This window comes from Microbacterium sp. CCNWLW41 (genome assembly GCF_037083505.1).
The window spans coordinates 98,685-118,078 of the sequence record NZ_JBAOJP010000012.1 but is presented as its reverse complement, the minus strand read 5'-3'; the positions used below and the strand labels follow the sequence as shown (position 1 = coordinate 118,078).

Genomic DNA, 19,394 nt, shown 5'->3' with positions numbered 1-19,394 from the left:
CCGATCTGATGAGCCAGGCTCCCGACCCCGAGGACGCCGCCCGCCGGACCCGCGTCGCCGACCTGATGATCGGGGACGGCGAGGTGGCCGGGGCGGAGCCGAGCGATCCGGCGGACGCGAACGACTCCTCGGCGGCGGAGGAGGCGGAGCCCGGCGCCAGCGAGGGGACTCAGGAGCCGGCTCCCGCGCCGACCGGCACGGTCACGGTCGAGTTCGCGGGTGAGTACTTCCCGGTGGCCGAGGGCGGCCGGTTCGTGGTCGGGCGGGAGGGTGAGCTCGCGATCGACGACAACCTGTTCCTGCACCGCCACTTCCTGGAGATCGCGCAGGAGAACGGACTGTGGTGGCTGGCCAACATCGGCTCGCGCCTCACCGCCACGGTCACGGACGTCTCCGGGGGCGTCCAGGCGTGGCTGGCTCCGGGAGCACGCCTGCCGCTCGTGTTCCAGATCACGACGGTGGTGTTCTCGGCGGGCCCGACCACCTACGAGTTCACGATCCACGCGACCAACCCGACGTTCCACGCGACCCGTCGCGATCTGGCCGGCGACGGGGTGTCGACGATCGGCGAGGTGCCGCTCACGGAGAGCCAGAAGCTGCTGCTCGTCGCGCTCGCCGAGCCGCTGCTGCGTCGCGACGGCACCGGGATGAGTGCGATCCCGACGAGCGCTGCCGCGGCCGAGCGCCTGGGATGGACCGTCACGCGGTTCAACCGCAAGCTCGACAACGTGTGCGACAAGTTCGACCGGATCGGCGTCCCCGGCATGCGCGGAGGCGCGCGCTCGTTCGCGACCAACCGCCGTGCCCGTCTCGTGGAGCACGTGATCTCGTCACGTCTCGTGACGAAGGAGGACCTGGCGCTGCTGGACGCGCCTCAGGGCGAGGACAACGGCGCCGACTGATGCCCGCGGCCGACGGACTCCCGGGGTCGCGCCGGATCAGCGTCCGGCGTCGGCCAGGTGCCGTGCGTGGTGGCTGAGCACCTTGACCATCACTCCGCGCCGTCGCAGCTCCGCCACCGTCCGCGACTCCTCGTCGATGTCTCGGCCGAGCGCGTGGATGTTGGCCACGACCAGCACGTCGCCGGGGCCGAGGGTGTCGATCAGGCGGGCGATGCGGTCGCCCCAGCTCTCCAGGATGTCCGGCGCCGGGTGGCGGAAGCCCTCGATGGGGACGCCGAAGCGGGTCAGGTCCTCGCGCTGCTGCACCACGGAGGGCATCCCCTCACGGGCCACCACGAGGCCGACGAGCCGCGAGCCGTCCGGCCGCGCGGACCACCAGTCGCGGTTCTGCTGCAGCTCGGTGAAGCACTTGGGGCACTCCGCCGCCGCATGGGGCAGGTGCAGGGGGCTGGTCAGCGCATCCTCGCCGGGCCCTGCCGTCGAGACCTGATCCTGCTGCGCGCTGTTCATCCGTGCACCTCCGTCCACCATCATTCTGCCCTGTCGAGGACCGTTCCGCCCATTCTCTCCCCGCCCACGGACATCCTGCGCGGATCGGTCAGCAGGCTCCCGGACCCCGGAGCGCCTCGTTCTCGGCGATCGCACCGTCCACGTCGAAGCGGGCGGTCATCCCGGCGTCGTCGACGTCCACGGCGGTGAGCGTGAACGCCCGGGGAAGCGCGGCGGCCAGGCACACCGAGCGCGGCGAGAGCATGGGCTCGGCGTAGTCGCCGAAGCGGTCGCGCACCAGGTCGGCCGACATGTCCGCGCCCCCGACCGAGAACGCCTGCGGGTTCAGCAGCAGCCGCCCGGAGCCGACGGAGGGCGACAGGTCGACGTCGACGTCCACGCCGGAGTCGAAGAGCCCGGGATCCAGCGAGACCCGCACGCCCGGCGGCGTCAGCTCCAGGCCCACCGTGGGGAGTCCGGTGCTGGTGGCCAGCAGCTGCCGCGCCGCATCCGGCGAGAGCGAGACCTCGGCGCGGGCATCCCCCATCGTGGTCTCGCCGCGGACGGCGACGTTCTCCGCATGCATGGTGAGGTCGCCGCGGACGCCCCCGACCGGGACGTCGGCGACGGCGATGTCGAGGGCGGAGAGCGCGCCGGCGAGGTACTGGGGAAGGACCGGCGTCGGGACCTCGACGTCGACCGGATGGTCGTCCGGCAGGCCGAGCGCCGCCCGCGCCTCCTGCTGCACGGTGCGGACGACCTCTCCCTCCGCCCAGCTCTCGCCGAGGAACCAGCCGCCGGCGGCCAGGCCCGCGAGCAACAGGAGCGAGGAGACGGCGATGATCGCACCCCGGCGACGCCGTCGACGCGGAGCGGGGTGCGGCGCACCGGCCCCGGGATCGGAGGCGGGAGTCTGCTCCGGCGCGAACAGCGCGCCCCCGCCTTCGACGACGTACTGCTGCGAGCGGGTCGGCGGCGAGGTCTGCGCCGGGGCCTGAACCGGGATCTCCAGCGTCGGCGTCTCGTCCTCGCGGCGCGGTGCGGGCGCGTCCGAGCGGTCGTCGGAGTCGATCGCCGGGCGGCCGTCGGCGCGCATCTCGAAGGGCGCGGTGGGCGCGTCCTGCCCCTCGGCGCCGTGCGCCTCGGGGGTGCGCGGCTCGTGCGGGGCCATCATCGTCCTCCTCGTCGTACTGCGCGAGGGGCGGCAGGGAGGGCATCCGGCGTCATGGCCGGATCAGTCTAAGTCTCCCGCCTGAACGCCGTCCGTGTCCGCGCCGGCCCGGGCGTGCGCCTCTCCGGGGCGGTGCGCCCGGCGGTCAGAGCAGGCCGAGCGCCCGCACCGCCTCGCGCTCGTCGGCGAGCTCCTCGACGGAGGCGTCGACGCGCGATCGTGCCCACTCGTCGAGCTCGATCCCCTCGACGACGTGCCATTCGCCGTCCACGGCGTGCACCGGGAACGAGCTGACCAGTCCCTCGGGGACGCCGTACTCGCCCCGGGAGACGACCCCGGCGCTGGTCACATCCGCGTCGGTCGTCCCGGTGCCCAGCGCCCAGCTGCGGACGTGGTCGATCGTCGCGCTCGCGGCGGAGGCGACGGACGACGATCCGCGTACCTCGATGATCTCGGCGCCGCGCCGGGCGACGCGGGGGATGAACGTCGACTCCAGCCAGGCGCGCACGTCGCCCACCCGCTCGGCCAGGGCCTGCGTGACCGGGCGCCCGCCGACGGTGGCGCGGGAGACGTCCGGGAACTGCGTGGCGGAGTGGTTGCCCCAGATCGGCACATGCCGGACGTCGGCGACCGGCGCGTCGAGGGTCGCGGCGAGCTGCGCGCGCGCCCGGTTCTCGTCGAGGCGGGTCAGCGCGCTGAACCGCTCGGCGGGCACCCCGTCGGCGTGGGCGGCGGCGATGAGCGCGTTGGTGTTCGCGGGGTTGCCGACCACGGTGACGCGGACGCCGGCGGCGGCGTTCGCGGCGATCGCCGCTCCCTGCGGGCCGAAGATCCCGCCGTTCGCGGCGAGCAGGTCCGCGCGCTCCATCCCGGGGCCGCGAGGGCGGGCGCCGACGAGCAGCGCGTGGTCGGCGCCCGCGAAGCCGACCGCCGGGTCGTCGGTGACCTCCACGTCGTCCAGCAGCGGGAACGCGCCGTCCTGGAGCTCCAGCGCCGCCCCCTCCGCGGCGCCGAGGCCCGCGGGGATCTCCAGGAGGCGCAGGCGCACGTGCTCGTCCGGGCCGAGCATGTCGCCGGCCGCGATGCGGAACAGCAGGGCGTAGCCGATCTGTCCGCCGGCACCGGTGATCGTGATCGTCGTCGTCATGACTCGAGCCTACGACCGCGGGACGACGACCGATCCGCGGAGTACCCTCGTGCCATGACGTTCAATCCCGATGCGGACATCAGCGGCAACACCACGCGACGACGCGGGCGCACCGCTGCGATCGCGGGCGGCGGCGTGGTCGGCGTCGGTGCGATCGCCGTGATGCTGATCAGCATGTTCACCGGGGTGGATCTCAGCGGGCTGCTGGGCGGCGGGGCCGGGGCGCCGGCGGGCGGGACGGCTCCGTCGTCCTCCGAGGGGGCGCTGTTGGACGAGTGCAACACCGGGCAGGACGCGAACACGAACGACGACTGCCGCATGGCGGGGGCGCAGGTCGTGCTGGACGACTACTGGACGGCGAAGCTCGACGGCTACCGGCCGCCGCAGATGACCGTCGTGGACGGCCAGACCGCGACGCAGTGCGGCACCGCGTCGAATGCCGTGGGGCCGTTCTACTGCCCGCCCGAGGAGGGCGTCTACCTGGACCCCACCTTCTTCCAGCTGATGCGTCAGCAGTTCGGGGCCTCGGCCGGCGAGCTGGCCCAGCTCTACATCGTGGGCCACGAGTGGGGGCACCACATCCAGAACATCACCGGCGTCATGTCCGAGCACCCGAACAACGGCACCGGTCCGTACAGCAACGGCGTCCGGATCGAGCTGCAGGCGGACTGCTACGCGGGCGCCTGGCTGGGCGCGATCACGCAGCAGACGGACGAGAACGGCGTGCCGTTCCTGGAGAAGCCCACGGACGCCCAGATCAACGACGCGCTGAATGCGGCGTTCACCGTGGGCGACGACCACATCCAGGAGCAGTCGGGCTTCTCCAACCCGGAGAGCTGGACGCATGGATCCAGCACGCAGCGCCAGGGGTGGTTCGCCCAGGGCTACAAGAACGCCGCCGGCGACGTCTTCGCGGTCTGCGACACCTTCGCGGTCCCCGACGCGAACCTCTAGTCCTCACCCGAGCGCGGCGTCCAGGAGCCGGTCCAAGGCGGCGTGCGCGGCGGTGCGCGCGGCGGCGTCGCCCGGTCGCGCGGCCAGTCCCAGCGCCGCCTCGTTCATCGCGCCGGACAGCATCGCCGTCATCGCCTCGCGGAGGGCGGGCTCCACGCCCGCCGCGGCCAGGGCCTCCGCGAGGTGGACCCCCGAGTGCTGCGCGTCGAGCTGCCGCCACCGCTGCCACCCCAGCACCGCCGGCGCTTCGATCAGAAGCACGCGCACCGCGGCGTCGTCGGTGATCGCGTCGAGGAAGGCGTGGCTGCCGGCGCGGAGCTGCGCCGAGGGGTCGTCGCCGGCCGCGTCGGCGGCCGCCACGACCGCCGCCGCCACGAGCTCCTGCTGCCGAGCGGCGACCGCCTCGAACAGCCCGGCCTTGTTCCCGTAGTGGTGGTAGACGGCCCCGCGCGTGGCTCCGACCCGCCGTGCGACGTCTTCCACGGCGACGGCCGCGTACCCGTCCTCGGCGAACAGCGCGCGGGCGGCGTCCAGGATCTGCTGCGCCGTGCGTGCGGCGTCGTCGGCGGAGGCGCGGGGCATGGGGTTCCTTTACGTACAGCGTGTATGTAAACTCGAGGGCGATACATACTCAGTGTACGTAAAGGAGCAGACGTGTCCGTCACCAGCCTGTACCCCGTACTCATGTCCTCGGACGTCGCCGTGGCCGCCCGGTTCTACCGCGACGAGCTCGGCTTCGAGGTCTCCTTCGAGAGCGACTGGTACGTGAGCCTGCGTGTGCCGGGGAGGGATGGCGCCGTGTTCGAGCTGGCGATCCTCGACCGCGCGCACGAGACGATCCCCGCGCCCTTCCGCGCCGCCGTGCGGGGCGTGCTGGTGAACGTCGAGGTCGACGATGTGGACGCCGTGCACGCGCGACTCGTGGGAGAGAGGGGATGCGACGTGGCGCTGCCGCTGCGGGACGAGGCCTTCGGGCAGCGCCACTTCATCGTCATCGCGCCCGACGGGGTGCTCGTCGACGTCATCCAGCCGATCGAGCCCGCCCCGGAGTTCGTGGGGGCGTACGCGTGAGCGCGGCCCCGCCCGTCGAGCGGGCGAGCAGCGCGCTCAGGCGCGCATCGCCTGGACGAGCGTGCGCAGCAGCGCCAGCACCCCGCCGCGGGCGCGGAAACGGGTGAGTCCCTCGCTGACCTCCGCGCCGGTGCGGGACGACACGAACCACGGGGGCTTCGGGAGGATGCTGAACCGTCCGCCGTCCGTCACGACGGACGCCGAGCGGGGGAACGGGCGGAACGGTCCGCGCACGACGGAGCGCTCCACGTCCGCGAGGAGCAGCGCGTTGTGCACCACCCCGATGCCGCTGCCGACGTCCTGGATCGTGCCGCCCGGGTACGCGCCCCAGGTCATGGTGGGGGTGAGGAAGGCGAACGCCGTCCAGGCGTTGATCGCGATGTCCCCGTAGCGGAGGTCGGCGATCGCGCGCTCGAAGCCCGCCCCGAGCGCCTGCTCGGACGCGGGGTCTATGAGCACGTTCGCGCCGAGCGTCCCCTGGAGCCGCTCGTTCGCGTGGGCGACCGCCGCGTCCAGGAACTCCTGTCCGGTGCCGGGGATCGAGACGACGCCGAGGACCGGGGCGAAGTACTCGGTCTGCTCCAGCGCGGCCGCATCGTCCTCCGGGCCGAGCTCGACGAGCACGCGGTCGGCCAGCACGAGCGCGTCGGGATACGCGTCGGCGGCCTGCTGCATCCGCTCGTCCGAGCGGGGATACCAGATCGGGCGCTCGGGGGCGTTGGCATAGGCGCGGCGAAGCTCGGCGCGGAACTGATCGGCCTGGGACCAGTCGGAGGACAGGATCACGACCTGCCCGGCGATGCAGTTGTGCCCGGCGTTCTGCAGGCGCATCGTGGCGATGTGCTCCGCGTGGAAGCGGAGGTCATCGGCGCTCCAGGACCCGGGGACGACGATGATCGGGGAGACCCCGCCCAGCTCGGCCGTGATCGGCGTCGTGAGCCGCGGCTTGTCCTGCGTGCGGCGGCGCTTGGTCGCGGCGGCGCCCTGACCGGACGACGGGCCCCACACGATCGCATCGAAGGTCGGCGCGGACCCGGTGATGTGGACGTGCGCGAAGCCGGCGTGGGCCGTCAGGTAGGTCCCGACGTCCGCGCCGCCGCGGACGATGCGGAGGAAGCCGGGCGCGATGAGCGGGGCGAGGGCCCGCTCGAACACGGGCACGAGCGCGTCCTGGGTGGGGTTGACCTTGAGCAGCACCGTCCGGTTGTGCGCGAGCAGCTCGTACAGCACGTCGAGGACGGGGATCGAGGTGATGTTCCCGGCGCCGAGCACCAGCCCGACGCCCCCGTCGCCCTCGGCGGCGGCGCGCTGGGCGAGCCCCGCCCGCGCGCGGGCGTCGCCGGGGGTGGTGCCCGGGGTGAGCCAGACCTCGCCGGAGAAGCCGGACAGGAGGAAGCGGTCGATCCCGGTCAGCGGGAACGCGTGCACGCGGGTCCGTCCGCCGGGTCCGCGATCGACCCGGACGCCGTCGAGCGGGTTGCGCCCGTCGGCGATCCGCTCCAGGGTCGATAGGTAGGCGTCGAGGGCGCCGAGCACGCCGTAGGGGCCGCTCAGCCATTCCTCGCCGCGGAGGGGGTGTCCGGGCGGCAGCTGCTTGGAGGCGGCCGCCGTCTGCGTCCAGGTCCGCGCCGTGTCCGCCACCGTACGGCGGACGCCGCGGAGGACGGTCGCGCGCTGGCCGACCGTCAGCGCGGCCCAGGAGCGGGCGCCGTCGGCGAGAGCGGCGACGGCCGCGTCGATCGGCGCACGCCGGTCTTCGGCGAGGGCGGGGGATGCGGGCATCGGAGCCTCCTTCGGCGCGGTGTCTCCACCCTACGACCGTCGTGACCGGAGGACGGCCCGATCGCACCGGTTCCGTCGCCGATCGGCCTCGGGGTCCGGGCCCCGGCGGAAAGCCTCGGGCCTCAGATGAGGGAGAGCTCGCGCAGCTTCGCCTCGACGTCGGCGTTGGACGGCTCGACGTGGTGGCTGGCGTCCGGATACACCACGACCGGGATGTTCGTGCGGCCGGAGATCTCCTTGGCCACGTCCGCGGCGGCGGGGTCCGCCTCCAGGTCGACGTAGGTGTAGGCGACGCCCAGCTCGTCGAGCTGCTTCTTGGTGCGGCGGCAGTCGCCGCACCACTCGGCGCCGAACATGGTGATGGTGTCGGAGGCAGGAGTGCTCATGTCACCCAGCGTACGGCTGAAATCCGGAGGCGGCTCCGCGGTGGGCGGGTCAGCGGGCGGCGGCCATCGCGCCGGAGGCGATGGCGTCCAGCGCGCGCCGCAGCGCGGTGCTGGAGGTGTGCGCGGTGTACGGGAAGTACACGACCTCGACGCCCACCTCGGCGAACTCCCGCTCCAGCCTCAGGCCCTTCTCGGTGCCCCGCCAGTCGTCGCCCTTGAAGAAGTGCGTGAAGCGCACGTCCCGCCAGGCGTCCATCTTGTCCGGGGCCGTCTCCACGTAGACGTCGTCCACGAAGGAGATGTGGCGGACGATCTCCGCCCGCTCCGCCGTCGGGATCACGGGTTCGATCCCCTTGACCTGCCGCAGCATCTCGTCGCTCACCACCCCCGCGACGAGTCGGTCGCACTGCTGCCGCGCGTGGCGGAGCAGGTTGAGATGGCCCACGTGGAACAGGTCGAATGCTCCCGCGGCATAGCCGATACGCGTCCCCATGACGTCCCCAGATGTCGCGTCCTCGAAAGGACTCCCCAGTGAGGGCGGATCCCCATCCGCCCGACGGCTCCCACAGCCGTATCCGCCGATCCTAGCGCGTCCGTCGCCGGAACTCCACGAGCGGCGGCTGGGCGGGCGCGCAGGCAGGGGGCCGCTCGACGTGCGACGATGGAAGTCGGCGCTGGGGAGGGGGACAGGCATGGACGACACGTCGCCGACGGCCGTCACCGTCGTCGTCCCCACCTTCAATGAGCGCGACAACGTCGCCGCGCTGGTCTCCCGTGTCGCAGACGCCCTGGACGGACAGGACGGCGAGATCGTCTTCGTCGACGACAGCACCGACGACACCCCGGATGTGATCCGCGCCGTGTCGGTGACCGCGCCGATCCCGGTCCGGGTGATCCATCGGGAGCGGGCCGTCGGAGGACTCGGCGGGGCCGTCGTCGAGGGGATCCGCGCCGCCGAGCACGACCTCTGCGTGGTCATGGACGGGGACCTGCAGCATCCGCCGGAGCTGATCCCCGACCTGCTCGCGCGGCACCTCGACGGAGGCGCCGACGTCGTCGCGGCCTCCCGCTACATCGGCGGCGGGGACCACGCCGGACTCGGCACGACGATGCGCTACGCCACCTCGCGCGCCGCGACGCTCCTCACGAAGGCGATGTTCCCGATCCGCCTCGCACGCAGCTCGGATCCGATGACCGGGTTCTTCCTGGTGGACCGCCGGCGGATCGATCCCGCGGCCCTGCGTCCGAACGGCTTCAAGATCCTGCTGGAGATCCTCGTGCGCTCGGAAGTGCGCGTCGCCGAGGTGCCGATGGCGTTCGGCGAGCGGGTCAACGGCACGTCCAAGGCGACCTTCCGCCAGGGGACGACCTTCCTCGCCCACCTGACCCGGCTGCGGTTCGGGAAGATGTCCCTGTTCGCACTGATCGGAGCCCTCGGCGCGGTCGCGAACCTCGCCATCATGTGGGCGCTGACCTCGCTCGGCATGGAGTACGTCTGGGCGGCGATCATCGCCGCCGAGGCGACCATCATCGGCAACTTCGTGCTGCAGGAGCGCTTCGTGTTCGCCGACATGCGCGACGACGCCTCCCGGCTGCCGGTCCGCTTCGCCCAGTCGTTCGCGTTCAACAACGTCGAGGCGGCCCTTCGGATCCCCGTGCTGGCGTTCATGGTGGAGACCTGGCACCTCTCGAGTATCCTCGCCGCGGCGATCTCGCTCGGCGTGGCCTTCTTCGCCCGGTTCCTGTTTCACTCGCTCGTGGTCTACGCCCCTCGCCGCCTTGGAGGGGGACGCCGCGGCAAGGGCGCCGAGGAGCCGCCCGTCGACACCGCGGCGCAGCGCATCATCCGCGCGATCGACGCGGAGGCGATGCGGCCGGGCGAGCTGTAGCGCGTCCGGCGATCCGGCCGGTCAGGCGGTGAAGTCCGCGTCGGAGGCCTCGGGTTCCGGGCAGCCGCACGATCCGCGGCGCACCATCTGCGCGGGCAGCACGGTGGTCGGGGCGAGGCGCCCCGGATCCTTCAACAGCTCCAGGAGGCGCTCGACGCCGGTGCGCCCGATCTCGGCGATCGGAGGCGCCATCGTCGTCAGGCCCGGCGTGACGTAGCCCGCCGCGGGGATCCCGTCGAAGGAGACGACCGCGATGTCCTCCGGGCACCGCACGCCGCGGTCCTTGAGCGCCTCCAGGACCCCGAGCGCCTGGGTGTCGCTGCCGCAGAAGATCGCGTCGGGCGCGCCGTCGCGCTCCAGCAGTCGGATCGTCTCGCGGTACCCCGCCTCCCGTCCGAACGGCGCGTAGACGATCCGGTCCTCGTCGACGGGCACCCCGCTCTCGAGCATCGCGTCGCGCCAGCCCTCGACCCGGGACCGCGCGGAGCGCACGATCCCGGGACCCGCGATGCAGGCGAGCGAGCGTCGTCCGTGGCCGATCAGGTGGAGCGTGGCCTCCCGGGCGCCCGCGCGGTTGTCGATCGTGACGAGGGGGGCGTCGCTGCTCTGCGCAGGGGGGCGCACGACATGCACCAACGGGACGTTGCGGCGACGGAGCTCGTCCTCTCCGGCCGTCGTCGTGATGCCGGGCACGAGGATGATGCCGTCGACCTGGCGCTGGATGAAGGTCCTGATCCAGGTCTCCTGCATGGTGCCGTCCTGGAGAGCGTCTCCGATCAGGAGCGCGTACCCCTCGGCGGAGGCGTGTCGGAGGACGGCGTGAACGAGCGTCGCGAAGAACGGGTTCGACGGGTCGGGGACGATGAGGCCGAGCGTCATCGTCCGGTCCATCCGGAGAGAGCGGGCGATGCTGTTGGGCCGGTAGCCGAGCTCGGCCACCGCCTCGAGGACCCGTTCCCGCACGGCGGCGGACACGCTGCGGGGTCCTCCGTTGAGGACATAGCTCACGACGGCGGGGGAGACCCCGGCGCGCTCCGCGACGTCCTTCCGTCGAGCCGGACGGGAATCAGATCCTTGCTGCAACACGTATTGACTCTACGTGGCCGCCTGAACAACCGCAATATCAACAATCTCGAATTCAGTCTTGACAGCTGGTCGCACCCGATGCTCAACTCGTGTTGACAACTCACAGGGAGGTGACCATGTCGACAGGGACGGCGGTGCTGCCGCGCACCTTCGCACGACGACGGACCCCGGCGCGCCGGACGCGCCGACCGCACGGGCCCGGCTGGAGCTTCGTGCTCCCCGGGCTGCTCGTCATCGGTGTGTTCCACATCGGTGCGTTCGGTTTCAACATCGGCATGTCGTTCACGGACTGGTCGCTGGGCGGGGCGAGCGCGACCGGCCTCGAGAACTACGTCTCGCTCATCACGGACCCGGCGTTCTACAACGCCCTGGCGGTGACGCTGTTCTTCGTGATCGGCACCGTGCCGATCACGCTGGCGATCGCGCTGCCCCTCGCCTACGTCCTGCACACGACGCTCGCGGCCCACTCGATCTACCGCATCCTGGTCTTCACGCCCTACGTCGTCCCCACGGTCGCGGGAGCCATGATCTTCCAGACGATCTTCGGCCCGACGCCCGGCGGGCTGGCGAACTCCTTCCTCGCCGTGTTCGGGATCGAGTCGCAGACGTGGCTGCTGGACGGCACGGGGATCTTCGCGAAGCTGCTCGCGCCGACGGGTGTGGTCCTCGACGGAGTCTGGGCCGGGCCCAGCCTCGCGCTCGTGGTCGTCATGGTCGTCCAGGTCTGGCACATGCTCGGCTTCACCGTCGTCGTGCTGCTCGGCGCGCTCTCGAACGTCGACCCCGGCCTGTCCGAGGCGGCGCGCATCGACGGCGCCGGCGGATTCCGGATCTTCCGCAGCATCTCGATGCCGCTGGTCACCCCGACCGTCCTGTTCCTGTCGATCGCCCTGACGATCTTCTCGATGCGCGAGTTCAACCTGATCTACGTGCTCACCGGCGGCGGGCCGTTCGGGAGCTCCGAGACGCTGTCGATCCTGATGGTCCGGCAGTTCTGGGAGGACAACCAGTTGGGTCTCGGGGCGACCACCGCGATCGTGCTGTCCCTGATCATCGTGCTGCTGAGCTGGGTCCAGTCGAAGGTCTCGAAAGGTGTGGGAGATGAGTGAGACGACGGCCGACGCCACGCGGACGCTGACCACGCAGGGCGGCGGGCGCCGCTCTCCCCGGGCGCTGCGCGCGCCGCTGCGGCGCCGGAGGCCCACCCCGGCGGTCGTGGTGAGCCACGTCGTGGTCGTGCTGATCGTGCTCGTGCTGATGTTCCCCCTCTACTGGATGGTCACCTCGTCCTTCAAGGGGCTGCAGGAGGCGCTGGCCGTCCCGCCGACGCTCTGGCCGGCGGATTGGGATCTCAGCGTCATCCCGCAGGCCCTCGGTCAGGCGCCGTTCGGGCAGTACGTGCTGAACACCGTCCTCGTCGCCGTGGTGTGCGCGGCGTTCAACGTCGTCTTCGGATCCATGGCCGGGTACGGCCTTGCGCGGGGGACGTTCAAGGGCCGCGGCATCGTGCTGGTCCTCATCCTGCTCGCCGCGATGGTGCCGGGAGAGGCCACGTTCATCCCGAACTACGTCCTCATCCGCGAGCTCGGCTGGTACGACACCTACGCGGCGCTCATCGTGCCGTGGCTGGTCTCGGCCTTCAGCATCTTCCTCTACCGGCAGAGCTTCCTTTCGTTCCCGGATTCGCTGACCGAGGCCGGACGGCTGGACGGGGCCGGGGAGTGGCGGGTGTTCTGGTCGATCGTCTTCCCGATCGCCCGGTCCACGTCCCTGACCGTCTTCATCCTCAGCTTCCTGTGGTCCTGGAACGCGTTCCTGTGGCCGTTGCTGGTCACCTCGAGCACCGGCATGCGCACCCTCCAGCTCGGGCTCTCCGTCTTCCAGACCGAGGGCGGCGTCTACCTCAACCTGCTGATGGCCGCGACCTCGCTGTCGGTCATCCCGATCATCATCCTCTTCGCCCTCACCCAGAAGTTCGTCATCAACGGCATCGGACAAGGAGCTCTGAAGTAATGCTCACCACCCGCACCCCCGCCCGGGCCCTCGCGGCCCTCGGGCTCGGCACCGTCGCCGCGCTCGCGCTCGCCGGATGCTCCGGCTCCCCCGCCGGCGGCATCGCACCGGCCGACATCCCCGGGGACCTCACGAAGGACGTCACCGTCTCGTTCTGGCACGTCTACCAGGGTGCCGACCAGGCGGCCCTGGACGGCCTCATCCAGCGCTTCGAGGAGGAGAACCCTCGGATCACCGTGGACGCGCAGTTCACCGGCGGCTTCGCCGAGCAACAGAAGAAGCTCGTCTCCGCGCTGCAGGCGGGCGATCCGCCGAACCTCGCGATCGCCTATCCCGCGGACGTCCTCCGATACCAGGAATCCCGCAAGGTCCTGAATCTGACCCCCTACATCGAGGACGATGCGCACGGGCTCTCCGAGGAGGACCTCGAGGACGTGTTCGAGATCGAACGCACCATCAACCGCTACGAGGTCGCGGAGGGGGACTACCTGAGCTTCCCGTTCACCGCCAACACGATGGTCATGTACTACAACGAGGACCTCCTCGCCTCCGCCGGCATCTCCGCACCGCCCGAGACCTGGGACGAGTTCGTCGCGCAATGCGCGACGATCAAGGAGGAGCTCGGGCTGGCCTGCCTCTCCGCTCGCGGGGACGGATCCAGCATGGACGCGCTGGCCGGTGCGTTCGGCGGCGTCGTCAAGGATGACAAGGGCGAGCCCGGGGTGGGGGAGGAAGCCTGGACCCGGATGCTCGAGCAGCTCCAGGAGCTGGCCGAGGCCGGGTACGCGGAGGTCGCCGGCGGCGCCCCCGGTCAGGTCACCGGGCCGGACCTGCAGTCGTTCATCTCGCAGCGTGCCGCGTTCGTGCTCGGCACCAGCCGGAACATCGGCTTCTTCCCGGACTCGATCGGGGACGCGTTCGCCTGGGGCGCCGCCGCACCCCCGCAGCCCGAGAAGACCGACGCGCCGGTGTCGGTCCTGTACGGCCCGGGGGTCGTCGCCTTCTCGGACGATCCGCAGAAGGACCTCGCCACGTGGCAGCTCATCCGGTTCCTCACGGGAGCGGAGGCGCAGAGCATCTGGGCGACCGAGACAGGGCAGCTCCCGGTCCGCGCCTCGGTGGCCGAGTCCGAGGCGTTCAAGGCCAGGCTCCAGGAGAGCCCCGCGCGGACCGTCGCGTTCTCCCTGATGACGGACGCCGTCTGGGACGGCGCCCTCGGGGAGCACGGCGTCATCGAAGGAGTGTCGCAGAAGGAGCGCGAACTGCTCGCGAGCGTCATGAACGCGGTGCTGCTCGGGGACATGACCGCGCAGCAGGCGCAGCAGCAGCTTCAGGCAGGCATCGGCCGCTGAGCGGTCGGCACGGATCCCGGACGGGAGAGGGAGAGACATGAGCGATACCGAGTTCCCCGGCAGGGTCGGCCGGACCGTGGCCGAGTCCGAGCCCTGGTGGCCCGCGCCGCGCGAACGGGATGCGAGCCGGCCGAACGTGGTGCTCATCATCCTGGACGACACCGGGTTCTCCGACCTCGGGTGCTTCGGGGCCGAGATCCGCACCCCGCACATCGATCGGCTCGCCGAGGAGGGGCTGCGCTACTCCGACTTCTCCGTGACGCCGCTGTGCTCGCCGACGAGGGCCAGCCTGCTCACGGGGAGGAACCACCACTCCGTCGGGATGCGCTTCCTCTCGGATCTGGACACCGGCTTCGAGAACTCGCGGGGGCGGATCCCCGCCGACGTCCCGATGCTCCCGGCGATCCTGCGGGACAACGGGTACGGCACGTTCCTGGTGGGCAAATGGCATCTGACCCCCGCGCACGAGATCACCCCGGCGGGGCCGTTCGAGAGCTGGCCACTGTCGCGCGGGTTCGACCGCTTCTACGGGTTCCTCGACGGCTGCACCGACCAGTACACGCCGGAGCTGTACGAGGATAACCACCAGGCCGAGCCGGTGTCCCGCGACGGCTACCACCTGAGCGAGGACCTCGTGGACCGGTCCATCGACTACGTGACCCAGCACCTGACGTATCGACGGGAGGATCCGTTCTTCCTCCAGCTCGCGCTGGGCGCGACGCACGCGCCGTTCCAGGCTCCGGCCGAGTACATCGAGCCGTACCGGGATGTCTTCGCGAAGGGGTGGGACCGGACCCGGGCCGATCGTCTGGAGCGCCAGATCGCGATGGGGCTCGTGCCGGAGGGGACCGCGTTGAACGCCCGCAACCCCGGGGTCCCCGCCTGGGACGAGCTGTCCGTGCAGGAGCAGGACTTCTTCGTCCGCCTCCAGGCGGTGTTCGCCGGGTTCCTGGAGCACGCCGACGCCCAGATCGGTCGCCTCCTGGACCGCCTCGACGCACTGGGTCTCACCGAGAACACGGTGGTGATGGTGATGTCCGACAACGGCGCGAGCCGGGAGGGGCAGGACCTCGGCGGCGTCGACACGAACGTCGTCTACTCCCGGCTGCCCTACGGGCTAGAGGCCCAGCGCGAGCGGGTGGGCGAGCTCGGCGGCCCGTCCGCGGGAGCCCACTACCCCGAGGGGTGGGCGATGGCCGGCAACACCCCGTTCCAGTACTGGAAGCAGTTCGTCGACCTCGGCGGCGTGCGCTCGCCGCTGGTGGTGCGCTGGCCGTCCGGCATCCCGGCCGCGGGGGAGGTGCGGCGGCAGTTCGCGCACGCCGTCGACATCGCCCCGACCCTGCTGGAGCTCGCGTGCGTCGACGCCGATCCGCAGATGCACGGCAGGAGCATGACCGCGACGTTCGCCTCGGCCTCCGCCCCGGATCCCCGAGAGACGCACTACTGGGAGATGTTCGGGCATCGAGCGATCCGTCACGGGCGATGGCGGGCGGTCACGGCCCACGTCGAGGGCGAGCCGCTGACGTCTGCCGAGTGGCGGCTGTACCACTCCGCGGAGGACTTCTCCGAGTCCGTCGACCTCGCCGCGGATCACCCCGCGAAGGTCGAGGAGCTCGATGCGCTGTGGTGGCGCGAGGCGGAGCGCAACGACGTGTTCCCCATCGACGACCGGTCGATGGGCCACCTGCTGAACACCGGCGTGGGACAGGTCCCGGGGATCGGGGGCGCCGACCGTTTCGTCCTCTATCCGCGTTCCGGGCATCTTCCCTCTGGCATGAAGGCGTCAGGCCTGCGGCGCTCGATGCGCATGACCGCGCACCTGCGGGACTGGAACCGCACCCACGAAGGGGTCCTCCTCGCGTGCGGGACGACGTTCGGCGGGTACGTCCTGTACGTCCAGGACGGCGAGGCCGTCTTCGAGCACACCGCGCTCGGGGTGCGCACCGCCGTGCGCATCGCCTTGGACGAGACCGTGCCGGTGCGCGTCGTGCTGGAGGTGCGCAAGCGCCCCGACCACTCGGCCGCGGTCTCGCTCCGGCAGGACGGCGCCGACGTCGCCCGGGACACGGTGCCGTTCTCGTTCGGGCATCTGTCCTACTGGGGCACCGACGTGGGGCGTGACCGGGGGCGCCAGGTCTCCGCGGCCTACGAGGGCGAGTTCCCGTTCCCCGAGTCGGTGTTCGAGCTCCTGGAGGTCGAGGCGCTCGGCGCCGTCGACCCCGTCGAGGAGGCCGAGCTGGCGATGAGGACCTCATGACACGCGCGCCGATCCCGTTGATCCTCGACTTCGACACGGGCGTGGACGACGCGCTGGCCCTCCTGCTCGCGGCCCGGCATCCGGACGTCCGACTCCTCGCGGTGACCTGCGTGGCCGGGAACACGGACGTCGACCAGGTCGTGCGCAACACTCTCGGCGTGCTCGCGATCGCCGGCGCCGACGAGGTGCCCGTGGCCCGCGGCGCGGAGCGCCCGCTCCTGGAGGAGCATCGGGACGCGGGCCATGTCCACGGCGCCGACGGGATCGCCGGGGTCGTGCTGCCCGAGCGGGCCCGCGGCGCCGAGCCCGGGCACGCGGTCGAGCTGCTGCGGGCGCGCATCCTGGACAGCCCGGATCCGGTGACGCTCGTCCCGCTCGGCCCGCTGACCAACGTGGCGCTGCTGTTGCGGACGCACCCCGAGGTGCAGCGCAACCTCGCGCGGATCGTCGTGATGGGAGGGACCGCCTCGGTGGGCAACGCGACGCCGGTGGCCGAGTTCAACGTCTGGCACGACCCGGAGGCCGCGGCGATCGTCCTCGCGTCCGAGGCGCCGGTGACGATGTACGGACTGGACGTCTTCCTGCGTGTCGCCCTCTCCGCGCGCGACCTCCGCGCGCTCGGCCCGGAGGATCCCGGCGCGGGTCTCGTCCGCGCCCTGTGGGAGAATCGGCCCGCCCTCGGAGACGCCGACACCGACGGCATGCTGATCGGGGACGCCGGCGCGGTGTGCGCCGCGATCGACCCCGACGGGATCCGGGTCGTCCGCGCGCCGGTGACCGTCGTGCGGGACGGCGCCGCGCGCGGTCAGACCATGGTGGACCGCCGGGCTCATCGAGGCGAATCGGATCTCCGCGGCGCGGACTGGGGCCCGCCGGTCGACGTCGCCCTGGAGGTCGACGAGGCGCGGTACCGGCGTCTGTTCCTGGAGCACGCATGCGCGGCGGTGCCCGGATGACCCGCCGGCCGGACGTCGTCCTGCTCATCTGCGATCAGATGCAGGCCCAGCGCCTGGGGAGCGGATCGCCGTCCCTGACGCCGAACCTCGATGCGCTCGCGTCAGCGGGGGCGCGCCTGGAGCGCTCGTTCTGCTCGAACGCGCAGTGCACGCCGTCCCGCGCCTCCCTCCAGACGGGCCTGTACCCGCACGAGGCGGGGGTCATGGTGATCTACGGGTTCGGCGGGCACACCGGGCACCTCGGCGCCGAGCACACCACGATCGCGGACGCCTTCCGCGCCGCCGGCTACTCCACGGCGCTGTTCGGCAAGTCCCACTTCGGGTTCCCGCTGTCCGGCCTCGGGTACGACGCCGGGATCGAGCGCGGCGGAGGGCCGTCCCTCGCGGCCGTGGACCGGGCGATCACCGACGACGCCGTCGCGTACGTCGAGGCGCACGACCGGGACCGGCCGATGTTCCTGGTCGTCTCCTGGCACCAGCCGCATCCGCCCTTCGAGGACGTCCCGGACTTCCTCCCGCGGTCCGGGGACGTGCGGATCCCGGAGTCGTTCGGCGACGACCTCTCCGACCGCCCCGCGTACCAGGCCGAGCGGAGGGCGCAGCCGGGAGGCGGCTACGACGAGGAGACGCTGCGGCGCGAGCAAGAGCAGTACCTGTCCATGATCGCCGCGATGGATCATGAGGTGGGGCGGGTGACGGCGGCGCTCGAGGCCCGCGGCGGGCAGCGCGTCGTGGCCTTCACCTCCGATCACGGTGACCTGATGGGCGCTCACGGCCTGCGGCTGAAGGGGCCGCTGCCCTACGAGGAGCTGTACCGGGTTCCTCTGATCGTGGTCGCGCCGCAGGTCGCGGCCGGGTCGGTGGTCGACGCGCTCACCGTGAACGTCGAGCTGCCGGCGACGCTGATGGATCTCGCCGGCGTGCCCCGGCCGGACGGCTGGCCGGATCGGAGCCTGGTGCCCGTCCTGGGCGGGGCCCCGGGCGCCGACCGGGTGTTCCTGGAGCACTACGGGGCGTACTGGGGATTCCACCCCTTCCGGATGATCCGCACCGAGCGCCACAAGTACGTCCGCCACTACGGGCCCGGGGAGGGGGACGAGGAACTGTACGACCTGGAGGAGGACCCTCACGAGAGGCGCAACCTCGCCGGGGATGAGCGGTTCGCGCCGCTCGCGGCGCAGCTGCGAGCGGAGGTCGACGACTGGTGGCGGCGTACAGGCGGCCGCGACTGGGAGGACTATGAGTCCGACGCGTTCCGCCTCGCCGGGCGGGACACCCTGCTCCAGGACAACGAGCTCTGGGCGGGGACGTGACGTCCGGCGCTCCGGCCGGTCAGCGCGGGGTCACGCGGCGGGCGAGCTGCGGGTAGTCGACGACCATCGCGTTCCGATCCGTCGTCAGCTCCGCCGCGAAGTCGCGGTTCGCGCTGGCGTAGCGGATCCTGCCGTCCCCGAAGGAGCCGTAGAGCTGCTCGCTGCGGATCACCCGGAGGGACGGCACCTCCACCCACGCCATCACGAGCGGTGCGTCCTCGGCGGACCGGTGAAGCAGGTCCAGCCGCCGGATCGGCATGGTGTTGGTCAGCGGGCACAGGCCCAGGTCGCAGTCCACCGCTCCCCGGACGGCTTCCGGGTCGGCGAGACCGGGCGGTGCGAGGTCGGCCTCTCCGCGTGCGTCCGCCTCCGCGGACCACGCGCCGGCGGCGTCGCGGGTCAGACGCAGCGACCGTCTCCAGCCGGCGCCGTGGGCATCGACCTCCAGCGACCGGGTGATCCAGCCCGGCCCGACGTCCAGCGACCACGAGGTCGCGTACGCGCGGGTGATCGACGTCCCGTGCGCCCGCATCGTGTCGCCGGAGAAGCGGACGTGGGCGAGATCGGTCCGGTCTGGGTCGTCGATCCCCTGCCACTGATAGCGGTCGCCGTCGCTCATGTCG

19 protein-coding genes are annotated in these 19,394 nt (G+C 71.9%); 10 read left to right on the top strand and 9 right to left on the bottom strand.

Annotated elements, in window-relative coordinates; all coding sequences use genetic code 11:
* The first annotated feature begins 65 nt into the window (after nucleotides 1-65).
* Complete coding sequence (locus tag V6R91_RS31970) at nucleotides 66-902, top strand: hypothetical protein (protein ID WP_442928210.1); 837 nt, start codon at nucleotides 66-68, stop codon at nucleotides 900-902.
* Nucleotides 903-938: 36 nt separating this feature from the next.
* On the opposite strand, the gene V6R91_RS31965 is transcribed toward V6R91_RS31970, so the two are convergent.
* The 3 genes from V6R91_RS31965 to V6R91_RS31955 form a co-directional block, all read right to left on the bottom strand.
* On the bottom strand, nucleotides 939-1,412 hold the full coding sequence (locus V6R91_RS31965; RefSeq protein WP_336398708.1) for a recombinase family protein: 474 nt from the start codon (nucleotides 1,410-1,412) through the stop codon (nucleotides 939-941).
* 88 nt (nucleotides 1,413-1,500) lie between these two features.
* The gene (locus V6R91_RS31960; protein WP_336398707.1) at nucleotides 1,501-2,565 is read right to left on the bottom strand and encodes an LmeA family phospholipid-binding protein; all 1,065 of its coding nucleotides are present in this window, start codon (nucleotides 2,563-2,565) and stop codon (nucleotides 1,501-1,503) included.
* Between the two features lie 142 nt (nucleotides 2,566-2,707).
* Nucleotides 2,708-3,709 (bottom strand): malate dehydrogenase, encoded by a 1,002-nt coding sequence (locus V6R91_RS31955; protein ID WP_336398706.1) that lies wholly within the window; start codon nucleotides 3,707-3,709, stop codon nucleotides 2,708-2,710.
* Between the two features lie 54 nt (nucleotides 3,710-3,763).
* Here V6R91_RS31955 and ypfJ point away from each other — a divergent pair, with 54 nt between their 5' ends.
* The gene (gene ypfJ, locus V6R91_RS31950; protein WP_271059922.1) at nucleotides 3,764-4,663 is read left to right on the top strand and encodes a KPN_02809 family neutral zinc metallopeptidase; all 900 of its coding nucleotides are present in this window, start codon (nucleotides 3,764-3,766) and stop codon (nucleotides 4,661-4,663) included.
* Nucleotides 4,664-4,666: 3 nt separating this feature from the next.
* Here the strand turns inward: ypfJ and V6R91_RS31945 are convergent, their stop codons facing one another.
* Entirely contained in the window at nucleotides 4,667-5,245 is a 579-nt protein-coding gene (locus tag V6R91_RS31945; protein WP_336398705.1) for a helix-turn-helix domain-containing protein, read from the bottom strand.
* Between the two features lie 72 nt (nucleotides 5,246-5,317).
* On the opposite strand from V6R91_RS31945, the gene V6R91_RS31940 reads away from it, so the two are divergent.
* The gene (locus V6R91_RS31940; RefSeq protein ID WP_336398704.1) at nucleotides 5,318-5,734 is read left to right on the top strand and encodes a VOC family protein; all 417 of its coding nucleotides are present in this window, start codon (nucleotides 5,318-5,320) and stop codon (nucleotides 5,732-5,734) included.
* Nucleotides 5,735-5,770: 36 nt separating this feature from the next.
* On the opposite strand, the gene V6R91_RS31935 is transcribed toward V6R91_RS31940, so the two are convergent.
* The 3 genes from V6R91_RS31935 to V6R91_RS31925 all read right to left on the bottom strand — a co-directional run bounded on the left by V6R91_RS31935 (nucleotide 5,771) and on the right by V6R91_RS31925 (nucleotide 8,395).
* Entirely contained in the window at nucleotides 5,771-7,516 is a 1,746-nt protein-coding gene (locus V6R91_RS31935; RefSeq protein ID WP_336398703.1) for an aldehyde dehydrogenase family protein, read from the bottom strand.
* Between the two features lie 122 nt (nucleotides 7,517-7,638).
* Nucleotides 7,639-7,902, bottom strand: coding sequence for a glutaredoxin family protein (locus V6R91_RS31930; RefSeq protein ID WP_067250605.1), 264 nt, complete (start codon nucleotides 7,900-7,902; stop codon nucleotides 7,639-7,641).
* A gap of 49 nt (nucleotides 7,903-7,951) precedes the next feature.
* The gene (locus V6R91_RS31925; RefSeq protein ID WP_271059926.1) at nucleotides 7,952-8,395 is read right to left on the bottom strand and encodes an adenylyltransferase/cytidyltransferase family protein; all 444 of its coding nucleotides are present in this window, start codon (nucleotides 8,393-8,395) and stop codon (nucleotides 7,952-7,954) included.
* A 199-nt stretch (nucleotides 8,396-8,594) separates the two neighbouring features.
* Between V6R91_RS31925 and V6R91_RS31920 the strand changes: the two genes are divergently transcribed.
* The gene (locus V6R91_RS31920) at nucleotides 8,595-9,791 is read left to right on the top strand and encodes a glycosyltransferase family 2 protein (RefSeq protein ID WP_336398702.1); all 1,197 of its coding nucleotides are present in this window, start codon (nucleotides 8,595-8,597) and stop codon (nucleotides 9,789-9,791) included.
* Nucleotides 9,792-9,812: 21 nt separating this feature from the next.
* On the opposite strand, the gene V6R91_RS31915 is transcribed toward V6R91_RS31920, so the two are convergent.
* Nucleotides 9,813-10,877, bottom strand: coding sequence for a LacI family DNA-binding transcriptional regulator (locus V6R91_RS31915; RefSeq protein ID WP_336398701.1), 1,065 nt, complete (start codon nucleotides 10,875-10,877; stop codon nucleotides 9,813-9,815).
* Nucleotides 10,878-10,993: 116 nt separating this feature from the next.
* Between V6R91_RS31915 and V6R91_RS31910 the strand changes: the two genes are divergently transcribed.
* Genes V6R91_RS31910 through V6R91_RS31885 form a run of 6 tightly spaced genes read left to right on the top strand, consistent with a single transcriptional unit; the run spans nucleotide 10,994 to nucleotide 18,771 of the window.
* The gene (locus V6R91_RS31910; RefSeq protein ID WP_336398700.1) at nucleotides 10,994-11,986 is read left to right on the top strand and encodes a carbohydrate ABC transporter permease; all 993 of its coding nucleotides are present in this window, start codon (nucleotides 10,994-10,996) and stop codon (nucleotides 11,984-11,986) included.
* Nucleotides 11,979-12,890 (top strand): carbohydrate ABC transporter permease, encoded by a 912-nt coding sequence (locus V6R91_RS31905; protein ID WP_271059930.1) that lies wholly within the window; start codon nucleotides 11,979-11,981, stop codon nucleotides 12,888-12,890. Before V6R91_RS31910 ends, V6R91_RS31905 begins: the two co-directional genes overlap by 8 nt.
* Nucleotides 12,890-14,242 carry an extracellular solute-binding protein gene (locus V6R91_RS31900; protein WP_336398699.1) on the top strand — a complete coding sequence of 451 codons (1,353 nt, stop codon included), beginning with the start codon at nucleotides 12,890-12,892 and terminating at the stop codon, nucleotides 14,240-14,242. The genes V6R91_RS31905 and V6R91_RS31900 overlap by 1 nt, the downstream gene beginning before the upstream one ends.
* A gap of 37 nt (nucleotides 14,243-14,279) precedes the next feature.
* Nucleotides 14,280-16,502, top strand: coding sequence for an arylsulfatase (locus V6R91_RS31895; protein WP_336398698.1), 2,223 nt, complete (start codon nucleotides 14,280-14,282; stop codon nucleotides 16,500-16,502).
* Complete coding sequence (locus V6R91_RS31890; RefSeq protein WP_336398697.1) at nucleotides 16,499-17,458, top strand: nucleoside hydrolase; 960 nt, start codon at nucleotides 16,499-16,501, stop codon at nucleotides 17,456-17,458. Before V6R91_RS31895 ends, V6R91_RS31890 begins: the two co-directional genes overlap by 4 nt.
* The gene (locus V6R91_RS31885; protein WP_336398696.1) at nucleotides 17,455-18,771 is read left to right on the top strand and encodes a sulfatase family protein; all 1,317 of its coding nucleotides are present in this window, start codon (nucleotides 17,455-17,457) and stop codon (nucleotides 18,769-18,771) included. The genes V6R91_RS31890 and V6R91_RS31885 overlap by 4 nt, the downstream gene beginning before the upstream one ends.
* 19 nt (nucleotides 18,772-18,790) lie before the next feature.
* Here the strand turns inward: V6R91_RS31885 and V6R91_RS31880 are convergent, their stop codons facing one another.
* Nucleotides 18,791-19,390 (bottom strand): putative glycolipid-binding domain-containing protein, encoded by a 600-nt coding sequence (locus tag V6R91_RS31880; protein WP_336398695.1) that lies wholly within the window; start codon nucleotides 19,388-19,390, stop codon nucleotides 18,791-18,793.
* Nucleotides 19,391-19,394 lie beyond the last annotated feature (4 nt).

Coding starts and splice junctions, on each gene's coding strand:
- V6R91_RS31885 (WP_336398696.1), top strand. CDS start 17,455: ATGACCCGCCGGCCGGACGTCGTCCTGCTCATCTGCGATCAGATGCAG.
- V6R91_RS31965 (WP_336398708.1), bottom strand. CDS start 1,412: ATGAACAGCGCGCAGCAGGATCAGGTCTCGACGGCAGGGCCCGGCGAG.
- V6R91_RS31890 (WP_336398697.1), top strand. CDS start 16,499: ATGACACGCGCGCCGATCCCGTTGATCCTCGACTTCGACACGGGCGTG.
- V6R91_RS31955 (WP_336398706.1), bottom strand. CDS start 3,709: ATGACGACGACGATCACGATCACCGGTGCCGGCGGACAGATCGGCTAC.
- V6R91_RS31895 (WP_336398698.1), top strand. CDS start 14,280: ATGAGCGATACCGAGTTCCCCGGCAGGGTCGGCCGGACCGTGGCCGAG.
- V6R91_RS31900 (WP_336398699.1), top strand. CDS start 12,890: ATGCTCACCACCCGCACCCCCGCCCGGGCCCTCGCGGCCCTCGGGCTC.
- ypfJ (WP_271059922.1), top strand. CDS start 3,764: ATGACGTTCAATCCCGATGCGGACATCAGCGGCAACACCACGCGACGA.
- V6R91_RS31925 (WP_271059926.1), bottom strand. CDS start 8,395: ATGGGGACGCGTATCGGCTATGCCGCGGGAGCATTCGACCTGTTCCAC.
- V6R91_RS31960 (WP_336398707.1), bottom strand. CDS start 2,565: ATGATGGCCCCGCACGAGCCGCGCACCCCCGAGGCGCACGGCGCCGAG.
- V6R91_RS31930 (WP_067250605.1), bottom strand. CDS start 7,902: ATGAGCACTCCTGCCTCCGACACCATCACCATGTTCGGCGCCGAGTGG.
- V6R91_RS31905 (WP_271059930.1), top strand. CDS start 11,979: ATGAGTGAGACGACGGCCGACGCCACGCGGACGCTGACCACGCAGGGC.
- V6R91_RS31945 (WP_336398705.1), bottom strand. CDS start 5,245: ATGCCCCGCGCCTCCGCCGACGACGCCGCACGCACGGCGCAGCAGATC.
- V6R91_RS31910 (WP_336398700.1), top strand. CDS start 10,994: ATGTCGACAGGGACGGCGGTGCTGCCGCGCACCTTCGCACGACGACGG.
- V6R91_RS31880 (WP_336398695.1), bottom strand. CDS start 19,390: ATGAGCGACGGCGACCGCTATCAGTGGCAGGGGATCGACGACCCAGAC.
- V6R91_RS31920 (WP_336398702.1), top strand. CDS start 8,595: ATGGACGACACGTCGCCGACGGCCGTCACCGTCGTCGTCCCCACCTTC.
- V6R91_RS31970 (WP_442928210.1), top strand. CDS start 66: ATGATCGGGGACGGCGAGGTGGCCGGGGCGGAGCCGAGCGATCCGGCG.
- V6R91_RS31935 (WP_336398703.1), bottom strand. CDS start 7,516: ATGCCCGCATCCCCCGCCCTCGCCGAAGACCGGCGTGCGCCGATCGAC.